The organism is Lysobacter sp. DMC104 (assembly GCF_056313665.1).
Genome location: NZ_JBQUZW010000017.1, coordinates 22487 through 37910, shown reverse-complemented (window position 1 = coordinate 37910; position 15424 = coordinate 22487). Strand labels below are relative to the sequence as shown.

18 protein-coding genes and 1 tRNA gene are annotated in these 15424 nt (G+C 70.8%); 16 read left to right on the top strand and 3 right to left on the bottom strand.

Going from position 1 to position 15424, the window contains the following annotated elements; translation table 11 throughout:
* The first annotated feature begins 59 nt into the window (after window positions 1-59).
* Window positions 60-332: a pyocin activator PrtN family protein gene (locus ACT53R_RS18000; protein WP_476173295.1), complete on the top strand. Its 273-nt coding sequence runs from the start codon at window positions 60-62 to the stop codon at window positions 330-332.
* On the opposite strand, the gene ACT53R_RS17995 is transcribed toward ACT53R_RS18000, so the two are convergent.
* A complete protein-coding gene (locus tag ACT53R_RS17995) occupies window positions 324-1394 on the bottom strand; it encodes a site-specific integrase (protein WP_476173294.1) in 1071 nt (356 codons plus the stop codon). The genes ACT53R_RS18000 and ACT53R_RS17995 overlap by 9 nt on opposite strands.
* Before the next feature lie 169 nt (window positions 1395-1563).
* On the opposite strand from ACT53R_RS17995, the gene dusA reads away from it, so the two are divergent.
* The 5 genes from dusA (at window position 1564) to ACT53R_RS17970 (ending at window position 6341) form a co-directional block, all read left to right on the top strand.
* A complete protein-coding gene (gene dusA / locus ACT53R_RS17990; RefSeq protein ID WP_476173293.1) occupies window positions 1564-2514 on the top strand; it encodes a tRNA dihydrouridine(20/20a) synthase DusA in 951 nt (316 codons plus the stop codon).
* Complete coding sequence (locus tag ACT53R_RS17985; RefSeq protein WP_476173292.1) at window positions 2514-3425, top strand: arginine deiminase-related protein; 912 nt, start codon at window positions 2514-2516, stop codon at window positions 3423-3425. Before dusA ends, ACT53R_RS17985 begins: the two co-directional genes overlap by 1 nt.
* 154 nt (window positions 3426-3579) lie before the next feature.
* A complete protein-coding gene (locus ACT53R_RS17980; RefSeq protein ID WP_476173291.1) occupies window positions 3580-3951 on the top strand; it encodes a hypothetical protein in 372 nt (123 codons plus the stop codon).
* Between the two features lie 188 nt (window positions 3952-4139).
* On the top strand, window positions 4140-4826 hold the full coding sequence (locus ACT53R_RS17975) for a response regulator transcription factor (RefSeq protein WP_476173290.1): 687 nt from the start codon (window positions 4140-4142) through the stop codon (window positions 4824-4826).
* 102 nt (window positions 4827-4928) lie between these two features.
* Window positions 4929-6341, top strand: a complete 1413-nt coding sequence (locus ACT53R_RS17970) for an ATP-binding protein (RefSeq protein ID WP_476173289.1) — start codon at window positions 4929-4931, stop codon at window positions 6339-6341.
* Here the strand turns inward: ACT53R_RS17970 and ACT53R_RS17965 are convergent, their stop codons facing one another.
* Window positions 6342-7151: a M90 family metallopeptidase gene (locus ACT53R_RS17965; RefSeq protein WP_476173288.1), complete on the bottom strand. Its 810-nt coding sequence runs from the start codon at window positions 7149-7151 to the stop codon at window positions 6342-6344.
* A gap of 13 nt (window positions 7152-7164) precedes the next feature.
* Window positions 7165-7455 carry a hypothetical protein gene (locus tag ACT53R_RS17960; protein WP_476173287.1) on the bottom strand — a complete coding sequence of 97 codons (291 nt, stop codon included), beginning with the start codon at window positions 7453-7455 and terminating at the stop codon, window positions 7165-7167.
* A gap of 140 nt (window positions 7456-7595) precedes the next feature.
* Between ACT53R_RS17960 and ACT53R_RS17955 the strand changes: the two genes are divergently transcribed.
* The 10 genes from ACT53R_RS17955 to ACT53R_RS17910 all read left to right on the top strand — a co-directional run bounded on the left by ACT53R_RS17955 (window position 7596) and on the right by ACT53R_RS17910 (window position 15418).
* Complete coding sequence (locus ACT53R_RS17955) at window positions 7596-9470, top strand: DegV family protein (RefSeq protein ID WP_476173286.1); 1875 nt, start codon at window positions 7596-7598, stop codon at window positions 9468-9470.
* Window positions 9467-9850 (top strand): hypothetical protein, encoded by a 384-nt coding sequence (locus ACT53R_RS17950; protein WP_476173285.1) that lies wholly within the window; start codon window positions 9467-9469, stop codon window positions 9848-9850. The genes ACT53R_RS17955 and ACT53R_RS17950 overlap by 4 nt, the downstream gene beginning before the upstream one ends.
* Window positions 9851-9932: 82 nt before the next feature.
* Window positions 9933-10238, top strand: coding sequence for a hypothetical protein (locus ACT53R_RS17945; protein ID WP_476173284.1), 306 nt, complete (start codon window positions 9933-9935; stop codon window positions 10236-10238).
* Window positions 10235-10864, top strand: coding sequence for a glycerol-3-phosphate 1-O-acyltransferase PlsY (plsY, locus tag ACT53R_RS17940; RefSeq protein ID WP_476173283.1), 630 nt, complete (start codon window positions 10235-10237; stop codon window positions 10862-10864). The genes ACT53R_RS17945 and plsY overlap by 4 nt, the downstream gene beginning before the upstream one ends.
* The gene (locus tag ACT53R_RS17935) at window positions 10861-11685 is read left to right on the top strand and encodes a biotin--[acetyl-CoA-carboxylase] ligase (protein WP_476173282.1); all 825 of its coding nucleotides are present in this window, start codon (window positions 10861-10863) and stop codon (window positions 11683-11685) included. The genes plsY and ACT53R_RS17935 overlap by 4 nt, the downstream gene beginning before the upstream one ends.
* Window positions 11686-11692: 7 nt before the next feature.
* Window positions 11693-12433, top strand: coding sequence for a type III pantothenate kinase (locus tag ACT53R_RS17930; RefSeq protein ID WP_476173281.1), 741 nt, complete (start codon window positions 11693-11695; stop codon window positions 12431-12433).
* Window positions 12430-13149, top strand: coding sequence for an SPOR domain-containing protein (locus ACT53R_RS17925; protein ID WP_476173280.1), 720 nt, complete (start codon window positions 12430-12432; stop codon window positions 13147-13149). The genes ACT53R_RS17930 and ACT53R_RS17925 overlap by 4 nt, the downstream gene beginning before the upstream one ends.
* Before the next feature lie 74 nt (window positions 13150-13223).
* Window positions 13224-13299, top strand: a tRNA-Thr gene (locus tag ACT53R_RS17920).
* A 32-nt stretch (window positions 13300-13331) separates the two neighbouring features.
* A complete protein-coding gene (rocF, locus tag ACT53R_RS17915; protein WP_476173279.1) occupies window positions 13332-14255 on the top strand; it encodes an arginase in 924 nt (307 codons plus the stop codon).
* Window positions 14252-15418 (top strand): DUF4419 domain-containing protein, encoded by a 1167-nt coding sequence (locus ACT53R_RS17910; protein WP_476173278.1) that lies wholly within the window; start codon window positions 14252-14254, stop codon window positions 15416-15418. The genes rocF and ACT53R_RS17910 overlap by 4 nt, the downstream gene beginning before the upstream one ends.
* Window positions 15419-15424: the final 6 nt, after the last annotated feature.

The window sequence follows — 15424 nt, the reverse complement described above, 5'->3', positions numbered from 1 at the left end:
CATGTGCATCAGACGCAGTCCGGTATGCACCGCGGGGCGACTTACATCATAGATATGCCATGAACGGCACGCGGACATTGTTCTTTCTGATGGCGGAGTTCGGCACCGGACACATTCCGCTCGATGCTTGCGCATTCCATTTCGGTCTTTCGACGGGTGAAGCCAAGAAAGCGGCGGCTCGCCAGCAATTGCCCATCCCGGCATTCAGGCTGGGATCGCAAAAATCGCCATGGCTGATATCGATCGAGGACCTCGCCTCCTACATCGACACTCAGCGTAAGCAAGCTGAAGTCGACTGGACACGCATTCACAGTTCCGACCGCTCATTGTGACTTCTTGCGCGTGAGGTCCGGGACATGCTCGGGCCGCAAATGCGTGTACCTCTTCAAGGTCTGCCATGACTCGTGCAGAGTGAAGTGCACGACTTGCGGGATGTCATAGCCGGCCTCGAAGAATCGCGAGGTGGCTTCGTGTCGCAGATCATGGAAGTGCAGGTCCTCGATCCCCAAGATCGGCATGGCGCGAGTGAAGGCGGCACCAACCGACTTCGAGTCATAGGGAAAGACCCGCGGCTCGCCTTCGATCCTTGGTTGCGAATCGATGATGTCCCAAGCCTCCGCAAGCAGACGGAACTCTTTGTGGTTTCCTTCCTTTGACGTTGGATGCTTCACGTCACGCAACAAGGCAATCCCCTTCTTGCGATCGAGGTCATCCCACCGAAGTCGAGTGATCTCTTCTTCGCGTCGCGATGTTGCCAGCGCGAACCGCACAATGTCGCGCATCGGAATCTTCGCCGACCGTCCTCTCGTCTCGAAGTGCTTGAGGATCAAACCCTCTTCGCCCTCCTTCAAGCGGCGCTCCCTTCTCTTGGGCTTGGCGATGACCCGCTCCTGGCGGAGGTACTCTGCGGCACGGTTCAGCGCCTCCAAGGGAACCGGACAACCGAGCACGGCGTCAGCGGCACGGAATACCTGCCGGAACCAGATCAGGTCATTGGACGCAGTCGCCGGACCCGCCCCGGTTCGCCGGCGCTGCTCTGTGTAGGCGATGAAGTCAGACCTCGTGAGCTGGTCAACGCGCTTTCCGGCCAAGGCCCCCGCCTTCATGCGGGCAAGATCCGCCTTCTTGGTTCGACCCCACGGTTTGTCGGTGCGTTCGCGCCCCACGTACCACTCGATCATCTGCTCCACCGTCATCCGGCGGCCCAGCACCTCCCCCCTGGCCCGCTGCACCTGCAGCTCAGCTTCTCGCCGTCGCATCCACTCGCGCGCCAACACCTTGGCATCGAACGTCTCGGCTTCTGAATGCACCAACTTGCCGTCGCGCTTGAGCCGAATTTGCGCGGTGTATGCTGTCGAGCCGTCGCTGCGGCGGCGAGAGACGATGGTTCCCATAGTGCTACAGACCTCATTCTGTAGCACGAATTGTAGCACTCCAACGGCAAAAATGCCGAAAAACACGCCAGAATCCACCCAAATGCACCACCACGAAGCCACTGAAAAAACAGGGAAAAAACCGGGAAATCGCATCAATCCCAATGAAATTCGCCTGTCCGTGGCGCCGATGATGGACTGGACCGACACGCACTGCCGGAACTTCCACCGGCTGCTCGCGCCGCATGCGCGGCTGTACACCGAAATGGTGCACGCCAACGCGGTGCTGCATGGCGACCGGGCGAAGCTGCTGGCAAAGGACGACACCCAGCATCCGGTGGCGCTGCAGCTCGGCGGCAGCGATCCGGCGCTGTTGGCCGCCGCCGCGCGCATCGGCGCGGAGCACGGCTTCGACGAGATCAACCTCAACTGCGGCTGCCCGTCCGATCGCGTGCAGGCCGGCCGTTTCGGCGCCTGCCTGATGCGTGAACCCGCATTGGTCGCGGACTGCGTCGCCGCGATGATCGCCGCCGCGCCCGACACGCCGATCACGGTGAAATGCCGCCTGGGCGTGGACGATGACGTGGACTGGGATCGCTTCCTCGGCTTCGTCGACACCATCGCCGCCGCCGGCTGTGCGCACGTGATCGTGCATGCCCGCAACGCATGGCTGCAGGGGCTGTCGCCGAAGGAAAACCGCGAGGTGCCGCCGCTCCGCTACGACTGGGCGCACCGGCTGAAGCGCGAACGTCCCGCGCTGCAGATCGCACTCAACGGCGGCATCGCCGACCTCGACACCGCGACCGCGCAGGCGGCGCTGGTCGACGGCGTGATGCTGGGTCGCGCGGCCTACCACGACCCGTACCTGCTGCATCGCCTCGACGCGGCGTGGTGGGACGGCCCGCTCCGCAGCCGCGGCGAGCTGTTGCGCGCGTGGCGGCCCTACGTCGAGGCGCAGCTCGCGCAGGGCGTCGCGCTGAAGCACCTCACGCGGCACGTGCTCGGCCTGTTCCAGGGCCAGCGCGGCGGCCGCGCGTTCCGGCAGATCCTCAGCGAGGGCGCGCACCGCCCCGGCGCCGACTGGACGCTGCTCGAGCAGGCGCTGGCACCCACAGAAGCCCCGCACGAGCGCGCCGCCTGATGCTCACCCGCGACGTCGACGCCTTCTTGGCCTTCGCCCGCGGCTGCGCGCCGGACTTCGGCCCGGCCACCGCGCGCGCGGCGTTCCTGGTCGCGCCGGACGGCTTCGGCTTGGCCGCGGAGTCCGCCAGCGACAATCGCTACATGGCCGGCGCCGACGCCTTCGACGCCGGCCGCGCCTCGGCCCAGCACCGCGCGCTGCAACGCGCGCTGTCGACCGAGCTGCCCGTCGTCTGCTTCGCCGGCGACCCGGCCACGCCCGACGCGGTGTTCCCGAACAACGTCTTCGCCACCGCGCCCGGACGGTCGATCGTCGGCCGCATGCGCCACCCGGTGCGCCAGCGCGAAGCCGCACGCGCCGACATCCGCCGCTTCTTCACCGACACGCTGGGCCGGACGGAGATCGACCTGTCCTCTCAGCCCCACCCCTGCGAACTCACCGGCGCGCTGGCGATCGACCGCGCCCGCGGGCTCGGGTTCTGCGGGCTGTCCGAACGCTGCGACGAGGTCGGGGCCCGGCTCATGCATGACGCTTTCGGCCTGCGCGCGACCCTGCTGTTCGACCTCGCCCCCGGCGAATACCACACCAACGTGGTGCTGGCGTTGCTGGCCGGCCAGGCCGCGCTGGTCTGCCCCGATGGTTTCGCCGACGATGCGCCGCGCGGTGCGCTGCAGGCGCTGTACGGCCCGCACATGATCCCGCTGGACGCGCACGAACGCGCCGCGTTCGCCGGTAATGCCATCTCGTTGCGCGACGACAGCGTATGGATGAGCGCGACCGCCGAGGCCGCGCTGACGCCTGCCACGCGTGCCGCCCTCGCGACGGCCGGCTTCCACGTCCGCAGCGTGGCGCTGGATGCGATCGAAGCCGCGGGCGGATCGCTGCGCTGCTGCGTCGGCGAGGTGTTCTGAACGCCCCGGGACGCCGCCCGGCTGAACCCTGCCGGGGTGTCGGCAAGCCGTAAGAAAAAGTTAAGGACGGATTCACCGCACGGTTTCGAGAATGCAGCTCCAACGCGCGATGATGTGTTCCGTCGATCGCCCGACCCGCTTCCGAGTGCCGCCCATGTCGCTGCCGTCCCGTCGCCTGTCGCTGTCCGTGCTGGCCGTCGCCCTGGCCGGCGTCGCCTTGCCGGCTTCTGCCCAGCAAGGCGGCCATGGACGCCAGGACGAATCGCAGGCGGACAGCCCGCGCAACAGCAGCGCCGGCAACGACGCCGTCTCCGACGCGGTCCGCCGCTTCGAGCGCGCCAATCGCGGCCAGGTGCTCAGTGCCGAACGCATGCAGTTCGACGGCCGCGACGTGACCCGCATCAAGGCGGTCGGCGACGACGGTCGCGTCCGCGTCTTCATGGACGATCCGCAGCCCGCCGCGGACATGCCGCGCCCGCAGAATCGCGACGTGCCGCCGCCGCGCCGTCCCCGCGGCGATCGCTGACAAGATCGCGACTGCGGTCACCGCCCCGACGCCGCGGAATCGTGCGAATCGCATGTCGTTCCCGGCATTTTTCCCGCGAATAAGCGAAATCTGAACAGCTCCGGCCCGGCCGCCCCCGGCGGCCATCGGCCACGGCTATGCTCCGTTCCTGAACGAACCGCCGGCCACTGCCGGACCAGGAGCTCTCGATGCGCATTCTCCTCGTCGAAGACGAAGCCCCCCTCCGTGAAACCCTTGCCGCGCGCCTCAAGCGCGAAGGCTTCGCCGTCGACACCGCCCAGGACGGCGAAGAAGGCCTGTACATGGGCCGCGAAGTGCCGTTCGACGTCGCCATCATCGACCTCGGCCTGCCCAAGATGTCCGGCATGGAACTGATCCAGGCCCTGCGCGCCGAAGGCAAGCAGTTCCCGGTGCTGATCCTCACCGCCCGCACCAGTTGGCAGGACAAGGTCGAGGGCCTGAAGCAGGGCGCCGACGACTACCTGATCAAGCCCTTCCACGTCGAGGAATTGCTGGCGCGCATCAACGCCCTCGTCCGCCGCGCCGCCGGCTGGAGCAAGCCCTCGCTGGAATGCGGTCCGGTCACGCTGGACCTCGCCGCGCAGACGGTCAGCGTCAACGGCAGCAACGTCGACCTGACCAGCTACGAGTACAAGGTGCTGGAGTACCTGATGATGCATGCCGGCGAGCTGGTCTCGAAGGCCGACCTCACCGAGCACATCTACCAGCAGGATTTCGACCGCGACTCCAACGTGCTGGAGGTCTTCATCGGCCGCCTGCGCAAGAAGCTGGATCCCGACGGCGCGCTCAAGCCGATCGAGACCGTCCGCGGCCGCGGCTACCGCTTTGCGATCGCGCGCACCGGCGACAATTGAATCGCGACGCCTGCCCCGCACCCGACGCCGCGCCGACGAGGCGCGGCGTCGTCGCGTCCGTCGTCCGCACGGCGGCGCGCATGACCGCCCGGATCCGCGCCCATGCCGGCGCGTGACCGCTTCTGGCGCCCGCGATCGCTGCAGACGCGGCAACTGCTCGCGGCCAGCGTCGGCCTGATCGCCTTCCTCGCGCTGGCCGGCTACGCGCTGGACCACGCGTTCGTGAACACCGCCGAGAACATCCTCGAGGACCGCCTCCGCGACTACGCGCTCGACTTCGCCGGCAAGACCGAATTCGGCCGCGGCGGCGACCTCGTGCCGCCGATGGACAGCCAGTTGCCCGACCCGCGCCTCAAGCGCCCGGGCAGCGGCCTGTACGCGCAGATCGTGCTGCCGTTCGTGGTGTGGGAATCCGAATCCGCGCAGGGCCCGGAACTGCCGCCGGTGAAGATGCTGGCGCCGGGCCAGCAGGTGTTCGACGGGCCGATCGACATCGTGCGCGCCAACGGCCAGCGCGCCCGCGTCTACCGCTTCGGCTACGGCCTGGTGTGGCCCGGCGACGATCTCGCCGACGAGATGTCGTACACGATCTACATCGTCGAGGACACCGCACGCCTGCAGAGCCAGCTCAACGTGTTCCGGCGCGCGCTGTGGAGCTACCTCGGCGCGGTCGGCGCGCTGTTGCTGGCGCTGCAGCTGATCATCGTGCGCTGGAGCCTGCTGCCGCTGCGGCGCGTGGTGGACGAGCTCAAGCGCGTGCAGCGCGGCATCGGCACGCGCATGAGCGAACGCCATCCGCGCGAGCTGGAACCGCTGACCGAGAGCATCAACGCCTTCATCGAGAGCGAGCGCGAGAACCTCGAACGCCAGCGCAACATCCTCGCCGACCTCGCGCACAGCCTGAAGACGCCGCTGGCGGTGCTGCGCGCGCGGCTGGACAGCGACGCCTCCGAAACGGAGCTGCGCAGCGACCTCGACCAGCAGCTGCGGCGCATGAACGATCTTGTCGGCTACCAGCTCAGCCGCGCCGCGTCCGGCGGCCACAAGCTGTTCGCCGCGCCGATGCCGATCGAGCCCGACGCCGAGGAAATCGTGCGCGGACTGGAAAAGGTCTACGCCGCGAAGGGCGTGTTCTGCGAATTCGAGATCGACCCGGATGCGCGTTTCTACGGCGAGAAGGGCGACCTGCAGGAACTGCTGGGCAACCTGCTGGAGAACGCGTTCAAGTGGGCGAAGTCGCGGGTGCTGCTGACGGTGAAGACCGGCGCCACCGCGGCGCACCGCCGGCCGGGCTTGCTGATGATGATCGAGGACGACGGCCCGGGCATCCCCGAGGAGAAGATCGCGCGCGTGCTCCAGCGCGGCGTGCGCGGCGACGAGCGCGTGCAGGGCCACGGCATCGGCCTGGCGATCGTGCAGGACATCGTGCGCAGCTACCGCGGCGCGCTGGTGGTCGGCGATTCGGACGAACTCGGCGGCGCCCGCTTCGAGGTCACGCTGCCGCCGGGGCTGTGATCAAGCGTCCGTGGCGACGCCGGTGACGGCATTCGCGACGGGCGATGCCGCGAACGGCGACGGACCGTAGAAACGTTCGAGGTGCGCGGCCACCGTCGGCAGCGCCTGCCGCAGCCGCCCCGGTGCGCTGAAGTGGTATTCGCTGCACACCGCGAAGAACTCCTCCGGCGCCTCGGCGGCGCTGGCGTCGATCGCGGTCCGCCGGCCGGCGTCGACGCGCTCGGCGAAGGTGTCGTACGCGACCTCGAAATCCCGTACCCACGCGCGGCGCCATTCCCGCGGCAACGGCGGCGTGCCGCTGAAACCGCCTTCCAGCACGTCGAGCTTGTGCGCCATCTCGTGCACCGCCAGGCAGCGGCCGTCGCGGGGATGCCGCAATTCGTGTTCGATGTCGGCCCACGAGAGGATCAGCGGCCCGCGCTCCCAGGCCTCGCCATCCACGTCGTAGCCGCCTTCCTCCGCCAGCTCGAAGCCATCCGTCTCGTAGACCTCGGTGTAGCGGCGCTCGATGTGGAAGGCCTGCGGATAGACGATCAACTCCCACCAGCCACGCAGGCCGTCGGCGCCGAACTCCAGCAGCGGCAGGCAGCACAGCGCCGCGAGCATCGCGCGCTGGTCGTCGTCGAGCACGAGGTCGCGGGCCGGCGAGAAGGTCTTGGCGGCGAGGAACCGCGCGGCAAGGCCGGCGAGGCGGGCGTCGCGGACGGGATCGAGCGCCGCGACCCACGGCACGGCGGCGCGGACGCGCGCCCAGCGCTCGGGATCGATGACGGGGTCGGGACGGGAGAAGCGGTCGCGGAACCAGCGCAAGCTGGCGTCCGGATCAGCGGAACATGCCGGGCAGGAAACGGTGCCAGCGCGGGCCGCGGACCTGCAGCGTGTCGCCGCTGCGGGCGCTGGGCCGCGGCTTACCGGTCGCCGGGGCGGCGCTGGCGCGCTTGGCGGCGGGCTTGTTGGCGGGCGCGGGATCGTTGTCGGCGTCCACCGCCGGGACGTCCGTGCAGTCGCTGGAATCGCCGTTGGCCGAGGCCAGCGGTGCCGTGCGGGCGGCGACCGGCAGGCTGACGATCGCGAGCGCCAGAAGGGTCGGCAGGACGAGACGGGAGCGGCGCATGGCGGCGTCCAAGAAGAGGGAGGGCCCGAACAAGACACCGACTATACCGTGCATGTGACCGTCCGGGGCTGGCCGAAAGATGAACAGCGGCTTGCTGCAACGCAGCAGCCGGGCGCCCACGGTTGCGGCAGACTTCCGCCGTGAACGCCCATGCGCCCGACCGCCCGGATCCACCCCCGGCCTCGCCCCTCACCGCCCCGGCCCTGCGTCGCGCGCTGATCGCCGGCGCCCGCCGGGTGATCGCCGCCCGCGACGGGCTGAACAAGATCAACGTTTTCCCGGTGCCCGACGGCGACACCGGCAACAACCTCGCCTTCACGCTCGGCAGCCTGCTCAACGGCGCGCTGAGCCGGCGCAGCCGCCACATCGGCGAACTGCTGCGGCGGATCGGCGACGACGCCATCGACGGCGCCCGCGGCAACTCCGGTGCGATCCTCGCCCAGTTCCTGCACGGCGTGGCCGAACACGCGCGCAGCAGCCCGGTGCTGGACGCCGCGACCCTGGCCGCCGCGGTCCGCCATGGCGCCACCAGCGCCCGCGGCGCCCTGGCGCATCCGGTCGAAGGCACGATCCTGAGCGTGATCGACAGCTTCGCCGATGCACTGGAGGAAGCCGCGACCGAACTGCGCGGCGACCCGCGCCCCGGCTTCGCGCGCGCACTGGCGCAGGCCCGTCGCGCGCTGGCGCGCACGCCCGAGCAGATGGCCGCGCTGCGCGACGCCGGCGTGGTCGATGCCGGCGCGCAGGGCTTCGTCGACCTGCTGGAAGGCATCGCCGAATTCGTCGAAGGCGGCCCGCGCGCGCTGCGCGTCCGCGGCGGCCTGCGTGCCGCGAACGAAACCGCCGCCGCGCACGACGACGCACCGCATCCGCCGCACGACGAGGTCGATCCCGACCGCCGCTGGTGCACCGAATGCCTGCTGATCGCCGACGCCGAGCGCGACGCGCCGATCGAGCGCGCGGCGCTGCGGGCAGCGCTGGACGCGATCGGCGCCGATTCGATGGTGCTGGCCGGCGGCGCCACGCGCATGCGCGTGCATGCCCACGTCGGTGCGCCGCAGGCGCTGTTCGACGCCTGCGCGGCGTTCGCGGCGGTCGAAGGCATGAAGGCCGACGACATGCTGCTGCAGGCGCGCAGCGTCGAGCGCGGCGACCGGGTCGCGATCGTCGTCGACAGCGCGGCGGACCTGCCCGAGGCCATCGCCGAACGGTTCGCCATCCACGTCGTGCCGGTGCGGGTGAACCTGGACGGCCGCGACCATCTCGACAAGGTCGGCCTGGCCACCGGCGAGTTCTACCGGCGCATGGCGCTGGCGCGCGAACTCCCGCGCACCAGCCAGCCGCCGCCGGGCGATTTCCGGCGCAGCTTCGAGTTCCTCGGTGCGCATCATCCGGCGGTGGTCTACGTCGGCCTGTCGCGCGCGATCTCCGGCACGCTGCAGTCGGCCGAGCACGCGGCGGCGCGCGGCGGCGACGGCAAGGTGCGGGTGTTCGACAGCATCAACGTCGCTGGCGGCCAGGCGCTGCTGGCGTGGCGCGCGGCGGAACTGGCCGAGGCCGGCGCCGACGCGGCGGCCATCCTGCGCGCACTCGAAGCGCTGCGTCCGCGCACGCTGACCTGGGCGACGGCGCGCGACATCACCCACGCCGTTCGCGGCGGACGCATCCCCAAGTGGGCGGAACCGGCGGTGCGCTTCACCGGGCTCACGCCGGTCGCGAAGGTGAAACCCGACGGTCGGCTCGCCGTGGTCGGCGGCCTGTTCGCGAAGGCGAAGGCGCCGGAGGCATTCGCGCGCTACGTCGCGAAGCGCGCCGCACGCGCGCTGGGCGCCGACACGCCACTGCGGCTCATCGTCGGCCACTGCGACGCCCGCGCCGACGGCGAACGCCTGCGCGATGCGCTGTGCGCGCGGCTGCGCATCGACGCCGCGTACCTCGTCGAGACCGGCCCTGCCGTCGGCGCCCACGCCGGTCGCGGCACGCTGGTGGCGGCGGTACAGCCGGTGACGGAATGAACGGCCGCGTGCGGACGCTGCTCGCCGCGTTCGCCCTCGGCCTGCTGCTGGCCCCCGCGAGCTGGTGGAGCGTGCGACTCGCGACCGACCGCTTCGAACCCTTCGACAACGGCGCCGGCTTCTTCCTCTGCCAGGCCGTACTGGCGCTGCCGATGGCCGTTCTCGCCTTCCGCCGCGGCATCGTCGCCGCGCTGCCGGCGCTGCCGGGCGCATGGCTCGGCATGCTCGCCTACGCATACGCCTTCGGCAGCGACGAGACCCGCGCGTGGATCGTGCTGCTGATGTTCTCGTCGCTGACGCTGCTGATGTTCCCGCTGGCGGCAACGGTGATCGGCGGGATCGGCCATGCGCTGCGGCGGCGAAGACGCGTCGCGACCTGACCCGCCGCCGCATGACCCGCGACCGCACGACCCGCGGCGGCATGCGATCATCCGCCGCAACGCAGACGAACCCGCACGACGCATGGGCTGGGCGACCCGATACATCGAACGACTGAAGCAGGGCGAGACGGTGGCGTTCCGGCCACGCGGCGGCTCCATGACCGGCCGCATCGAATCGGGACAGCTGTGCACGGTCGAACCGGTCGTCGATGCCGCCTCGCTGCGCGTCGACGACATCGTGCTGTGCCGGGTCCACGGCGCCGAATACCTGCACCTGATCAAGGCCATCGACGGCATGCGTTTCCAGATTGGCAACAACAAGGGCTACATCAACGGCTGGATCGGTGCGAACAACGTGTTCGGCCGCTGCGTGAAGGTGGAACCGTGAGCGCGGCGCTGCTCGTCCTCGCCGCCTACCTCCTCGGCTCGCTGTCCGGCAGCCTGCTGCTGGGCAGGCTGCGCGGCGTCGACATCCGCACCCAGGGCAGCGGCAACGCCGGCGGCACGAATGCGTTCCGCACGCAGGGGCTGAAGTTCGCGCTGGGCGTGGTGGCGATCGACATCGGCAAGGGCGCGCTGGCCGCGTGGCTGGGGCTGCGCTTTGCCGAGGCGCCGAATGCGGCCTGGCTGGCCTACGCGACCGCATTCGCGGCGGTGGTCGGGCACGTGTGGCCGCTGTGGCACGGCTTCCGCGGCGGCAAGGGCGCGGCGACGGTGATCGGCGCGACGCTGGTGCTGTGGCCGTCGGCGGTGCCGGTGCTGCTGGCGACGTGGATCGCGGTGCTGGTGCTCACCGGCTACGTCGGCCTCGGCACGGTGCTGGCGGGACTGGCGTTGGCCGCGCTCGCGACGCTGACGCATGCGCCGACGCCGCGACTGGCGTTCGCGCTCGCCGCCGCGGCGCTGCTGGCGTGGACGCATCGCGGCAACCTCGCGCGGCTGCGCGCCGGCACCGAATCGCGCTTCGAGAAGGCGCGGCTGCTGCATCGCCTCGCCCGGCGCGGACGCGCATGAGCGACGCCCTCGACGCGGACGCGATCCGCACGACGCTCGACGGCGACGCACGCGCCGGATTCGCCACGATCGAGGTCGTCGACGTCATCGATTCGACCAACAGCGAACTGCTGCGCCGGCGCACGCCGGACACCGGCCTCGCCGCGCTGTTCGCCGAACGCCAGGACGGCGGCCGCGGTCGTCACGGCCGCGCGTGGGCATCGCCGCCGGGCGCGAATCTCTATCTGTCGCTGGCACGGACGTTCGCCGGCGATTTCGCGAGACTTGCCGGGCTGAGCCTCGTCGTCGGCGTCGCCGCCGCGGACGCGCTGCACGCGCTCGGCGCGACCGAAGTCGACCTGAAATGGCCGAACGATCTCGTGGTCGACGATGCGCACGGCATGCTGCGCAAGCTCGGCGGCGTCCTGATCGAAGGCGGATTGCAGGACGGCCGCCCGCGCGCGGTGATCGGGCTCGGCCTCAACGTGCGCATGCCGGCCGACGCCGCGGCCGCGATCGACCAGCCGTGGACCGACCTGCACGCGTTGCTCGGCGCGCGGACACCGTCGCGCGACATCGTCGCAGCGACGCTGCTGTCGCGGCTGGCGTCGGCACTGCGCCTGTTCGATGCCGAAGGATTGCGACCGTTCCTGCCGCGCTTCGATGCGCGCGACGCACTGCGCGACGTGCAGGTGACGGCGCGCATCGGCGAGCGTGAGGTGATCGGCATTGCGTCGGGACTCGACGACGACGGCGCGCTGGTGCTGCGTACGCGCGAAGGCCCGCTGCGGCTGCACGCCGGCGAGGTCAGCGTGCGCCGGCAGGCGGGATCGTCGACGTGAGGCGCGCATGAGCACGTGGCTGTTCGACCTCGGCAACACCCGGCTGAAATGCGCGCCGCTGCGCGACGACGGCGGCATCGGCGAGGTCGTCGCGATCGCGCACGACGGTGCACGCCTGCCCGACGGCTGGGACGCGGCGCTGCCCGCGCGCTTCGACGAGGCGGTGCTGACCAGCGTCGCCGCGCCGACGTTGCGGGTCGCGCTTCTCGACGCACTGACCGCACGCTGCGGACGCATCTCGATCGCGCGCACGGCGTCGCGCTGCGGCGACCTGCGCATCGCCTACGCCGACCCGTCGACGCTGGGCGCCGATCGCTTCCTCGCGATGCTCGCTGCCCGCGCGCGGCATCCGCGGGCGGCGACGCTGGCGGTCGGCATCGGCACGGCCCTCACGATCGACCTCGTCGACGCCAACGGACGCCATCACGGCGGACGCATCGCGCCCTCGCCCGCGCTGATGCGGGAGGCGCTGCATGCGCGCGCGGCGCAACTGCCGGAGACCGGCGGCGCGTTCCATGCCTTCGCCGACACCACGCCGGACGCGCTGCGCTCCGGCTGCGACGGCGCCGCGGCGGCGCTGGTGGCGCAGGCGCTGCGCGATGCGGAGGCATTGCTCGGTGTGGTGCCACCCCTGCTGCTGCACGGCGGCGGTGTCGACGCGCTGGCGGCGGCGCTGCCGGCCGGCGGCGAACGCGCGCCGTCGCTCGTGTTGGAGGGGCTCGCGGTCTGGGCGAGAATGCCGGGATGACGATGCGCGCCTTTCTCGTGCTGCTGGTGGTCCTGAACCTGGGGGCGGCCGCCTGGTGGCTGTTGCACACCGACAGCGCGACCACGACGCCGGCCGAGGCGCCGTCGGGCATCGCCCGGCTGTCGCTGGTCAGCGAACACCCGGACCTGCGGCCGGACCCTGCGCCGGCACCCCATCCCGCCCCGGTCGACAGCGGGGCCGTCCCGTCCACCGTGGCCGACATCCCGCCGCCCCCGCCTCCGCCCTCGAACGACACCTGCCTGCGCCTCGGCCCGTTCACCGACGCCGCGACCGCGGGCCAGGCACAGGCCGCGCTGCGCGCCGGCGCCACCCGCATCGCGATCCGCGAACAGACGCTGCCCGCCGGGCGCGACCGCGGCTGGCGCGTCTACCTGCCGGCCGCCGCCGACCGCGCCGCCGCCGATGCCGCCGCCGGGCGCCTGCGCGCCGCCGGCTTCACCGACCTGCTCGTGGTCGGCAACGGCGCCGAAGCCAACAGCGTCGCGCTGGGCCGATTCAGCACCGAGGACCGGGCCCGCCAACACGTCGCGGCCCTGCGTGCGGCCGGGTTCGAGGCGAAGGCCGAGGCGCTGGGCGAGACCCGCAGCGCCTTCTGGGTGGAATTGGCCGTGGCCGGTCCTGCCGATGCCGGCGCCCTCCGCCGCCGGGTCGGCGCCGCGCAGGCCCGGCCGATGGACTGCGAAGGCCAGCGCTGAACCCCTGCGGGCGTCGGCCGGACGACGGCTGCTAGAATCCGGGTTCCCGATCCGCACCCGTGGCATCGGCCCGTGCCGGCATAGCTCAGCTGGTAGAGCAACCGCCTTGTAAGCGGTAGGTCGTCCGTTCGATTCGGACTGTCGGCACCATCCTTCCCCCCGTCGTCATCCCTGGACTCCGCATGCAGCGCAGCTTCCCGCCCGTGTCCCTGATCGGCGTGCCCACCGACATCGGCGCCGGCCACCGGGGCGCCCGGATGGGGCCCGAGGCGCTGCGCATCGCCGGCCTGGGCGAGGCGCTGGCCGCGCGCGGCATCGACGTGGTCGACCGCGGCAACCTGGCCGGCCCGGCCAACCCGTGGCAGCCGCCGGTCGACGGCTACCGCCACCTGCCCGAAGTCGTGGCCTGGAACCGCCTGCTGATGGACGCCGTCGGCGCCGAACTGACGGCCGGCCGCATGCCGATCGTGCTGGGCGGCGACCATTGCCTCGGCGTCGGCTCGATCACCGCCGTCGCCCGCCACTGCCGCGCCACCGGCCGCAAGCTGCGCGTCCTGTGGCTGGACGCGCACGCCGACTTCAACACCAGCACGGTCACGCCCTCGGGCAACGTCCACGGCATGCCGGTGGCCTGCCTCTGCGGCCTCGGCCCCGAGGCGCTGGTCCGCCTCGGCGGCGACGCGCCCGCGCTGCGCCCGGACGAGATCCGCCAGATCGGCATCCGCTCGGTCGATCCCGAGGAAAAGCGGCTGGTGAAGGACCACGGCCTCGACATCTACGACATGCGCTACATCGACGAGGTCGGCATGAAGCGTGCGATCGAGGAAGCGCTGGAAGACCTCGACGCCGACACTCACCTGCACGTGAGCTTCGACGTCGACTTCCTCGACCCCAGCATCGCGCCCGGCGTCGGCACCACCGTGCCCGGCGGCCCGAACTACCGCGAGGCACAGCTGGTGATGGAGATGATCGCCGACACCGGCCGCATGGGCTCGCTGGACATCGTCGAACTCAACCCCGCCCTCGACAGCCGCAACGCCACCGCCGAACTCGCGGTCGACCTCGTGGAAAGCCTGTTCGGCAAGTCGACGCTGATGCGGGATTGAGCGGCAGCCACGCGATGGTCGACACCACGTTCGCCGTCTGTCCCGAGGTCGAACTCGGCGGACTCCAGCCGGTCATCGACCACGCGACCGTGCTGCGCAAGGCGCTGCGTCGTCCGATCGAAGCGATGTGGAAGCCGGCCCGGCCGCTGATCGCCTGCGAGGAAGACCACGCGCTGCTGTCGGCCATGCGCACCGCGTTCTACGAACACCTGCCGCTGCGGCTGTCGCCGGACGCGATCTGGCTGACCCTCGCGCGCGGCTTCGCGCTGCACGTGAACCTGCACGCGGAAGCGCTGCGGCATCGCTTCGTCCGCCATGCCGGCAAGGAGAAGCTGGTCGTCGTGCGCCCGGACTTCTTCCCGGGCATGGACAATCCGTGGGAAGAGGCGTTTTCCGCTTTCGCCGGGCAGATCGACGCGCACACCGGCGGCGCCTCGTCGCTGCTGGAAGCGGACTTCAGCACCAGCGGCCCGCTGGAGCGCGCGGTCTCTCAGCTGATGGCGATGGAGACGTTCCAGGCGTATTTCGAGTACCTCATGATGGCCGGCTGCGGGATCCCCGCGATCACGCTGACCGGCACCGAAGCGGACTGGCGGGCGCTGCGGCGCAAGGCGTCCCGCTTCGCGGACTACGGCCTCGACACGTGGATTGCCGCACTCGATCCGGTGCTGGCGGAATTCGAGCGCACCAGGCGCGGCGAAGTCGATGCCGATTTCTGGCGCTCGATGTTCCGCTACCGCAGTGGCTCCGGCCCGGCGGTGATGACCGGCTGGGCGAACGTGCTCTTCCCCTATGTCAAGGACGGACGCGATCGCGAGGAACGGCTGGTCGCCAATCCGTATCTCGGCGACTGGCGCAGGCGCTTCGAGGTGGATGTGGCCCAGACGGGACTGGATCTCTGGAATTCGCCGCAGGGCACGGGCATCGGCGCATTCCCCGCCTGCACGACGTCGGTGCCGTTGAAGATCGTCTGGGGTGCCGTCGAAACCGACACGTTGCTGGTCGGTGGATTGGTCGGGGTTTCGCAATCGCCGGACGATCGGTCGGTCTCCGCGGAATGCGGCTGGGTCATCGCCTACGCGGAGCCGGTCGATCCGGAACCGGAGACGGGCATCGACCACGACCTGCCCTTCGACGAAGTGACGGGCCTGCCCTTCGCCTGAAGCCTC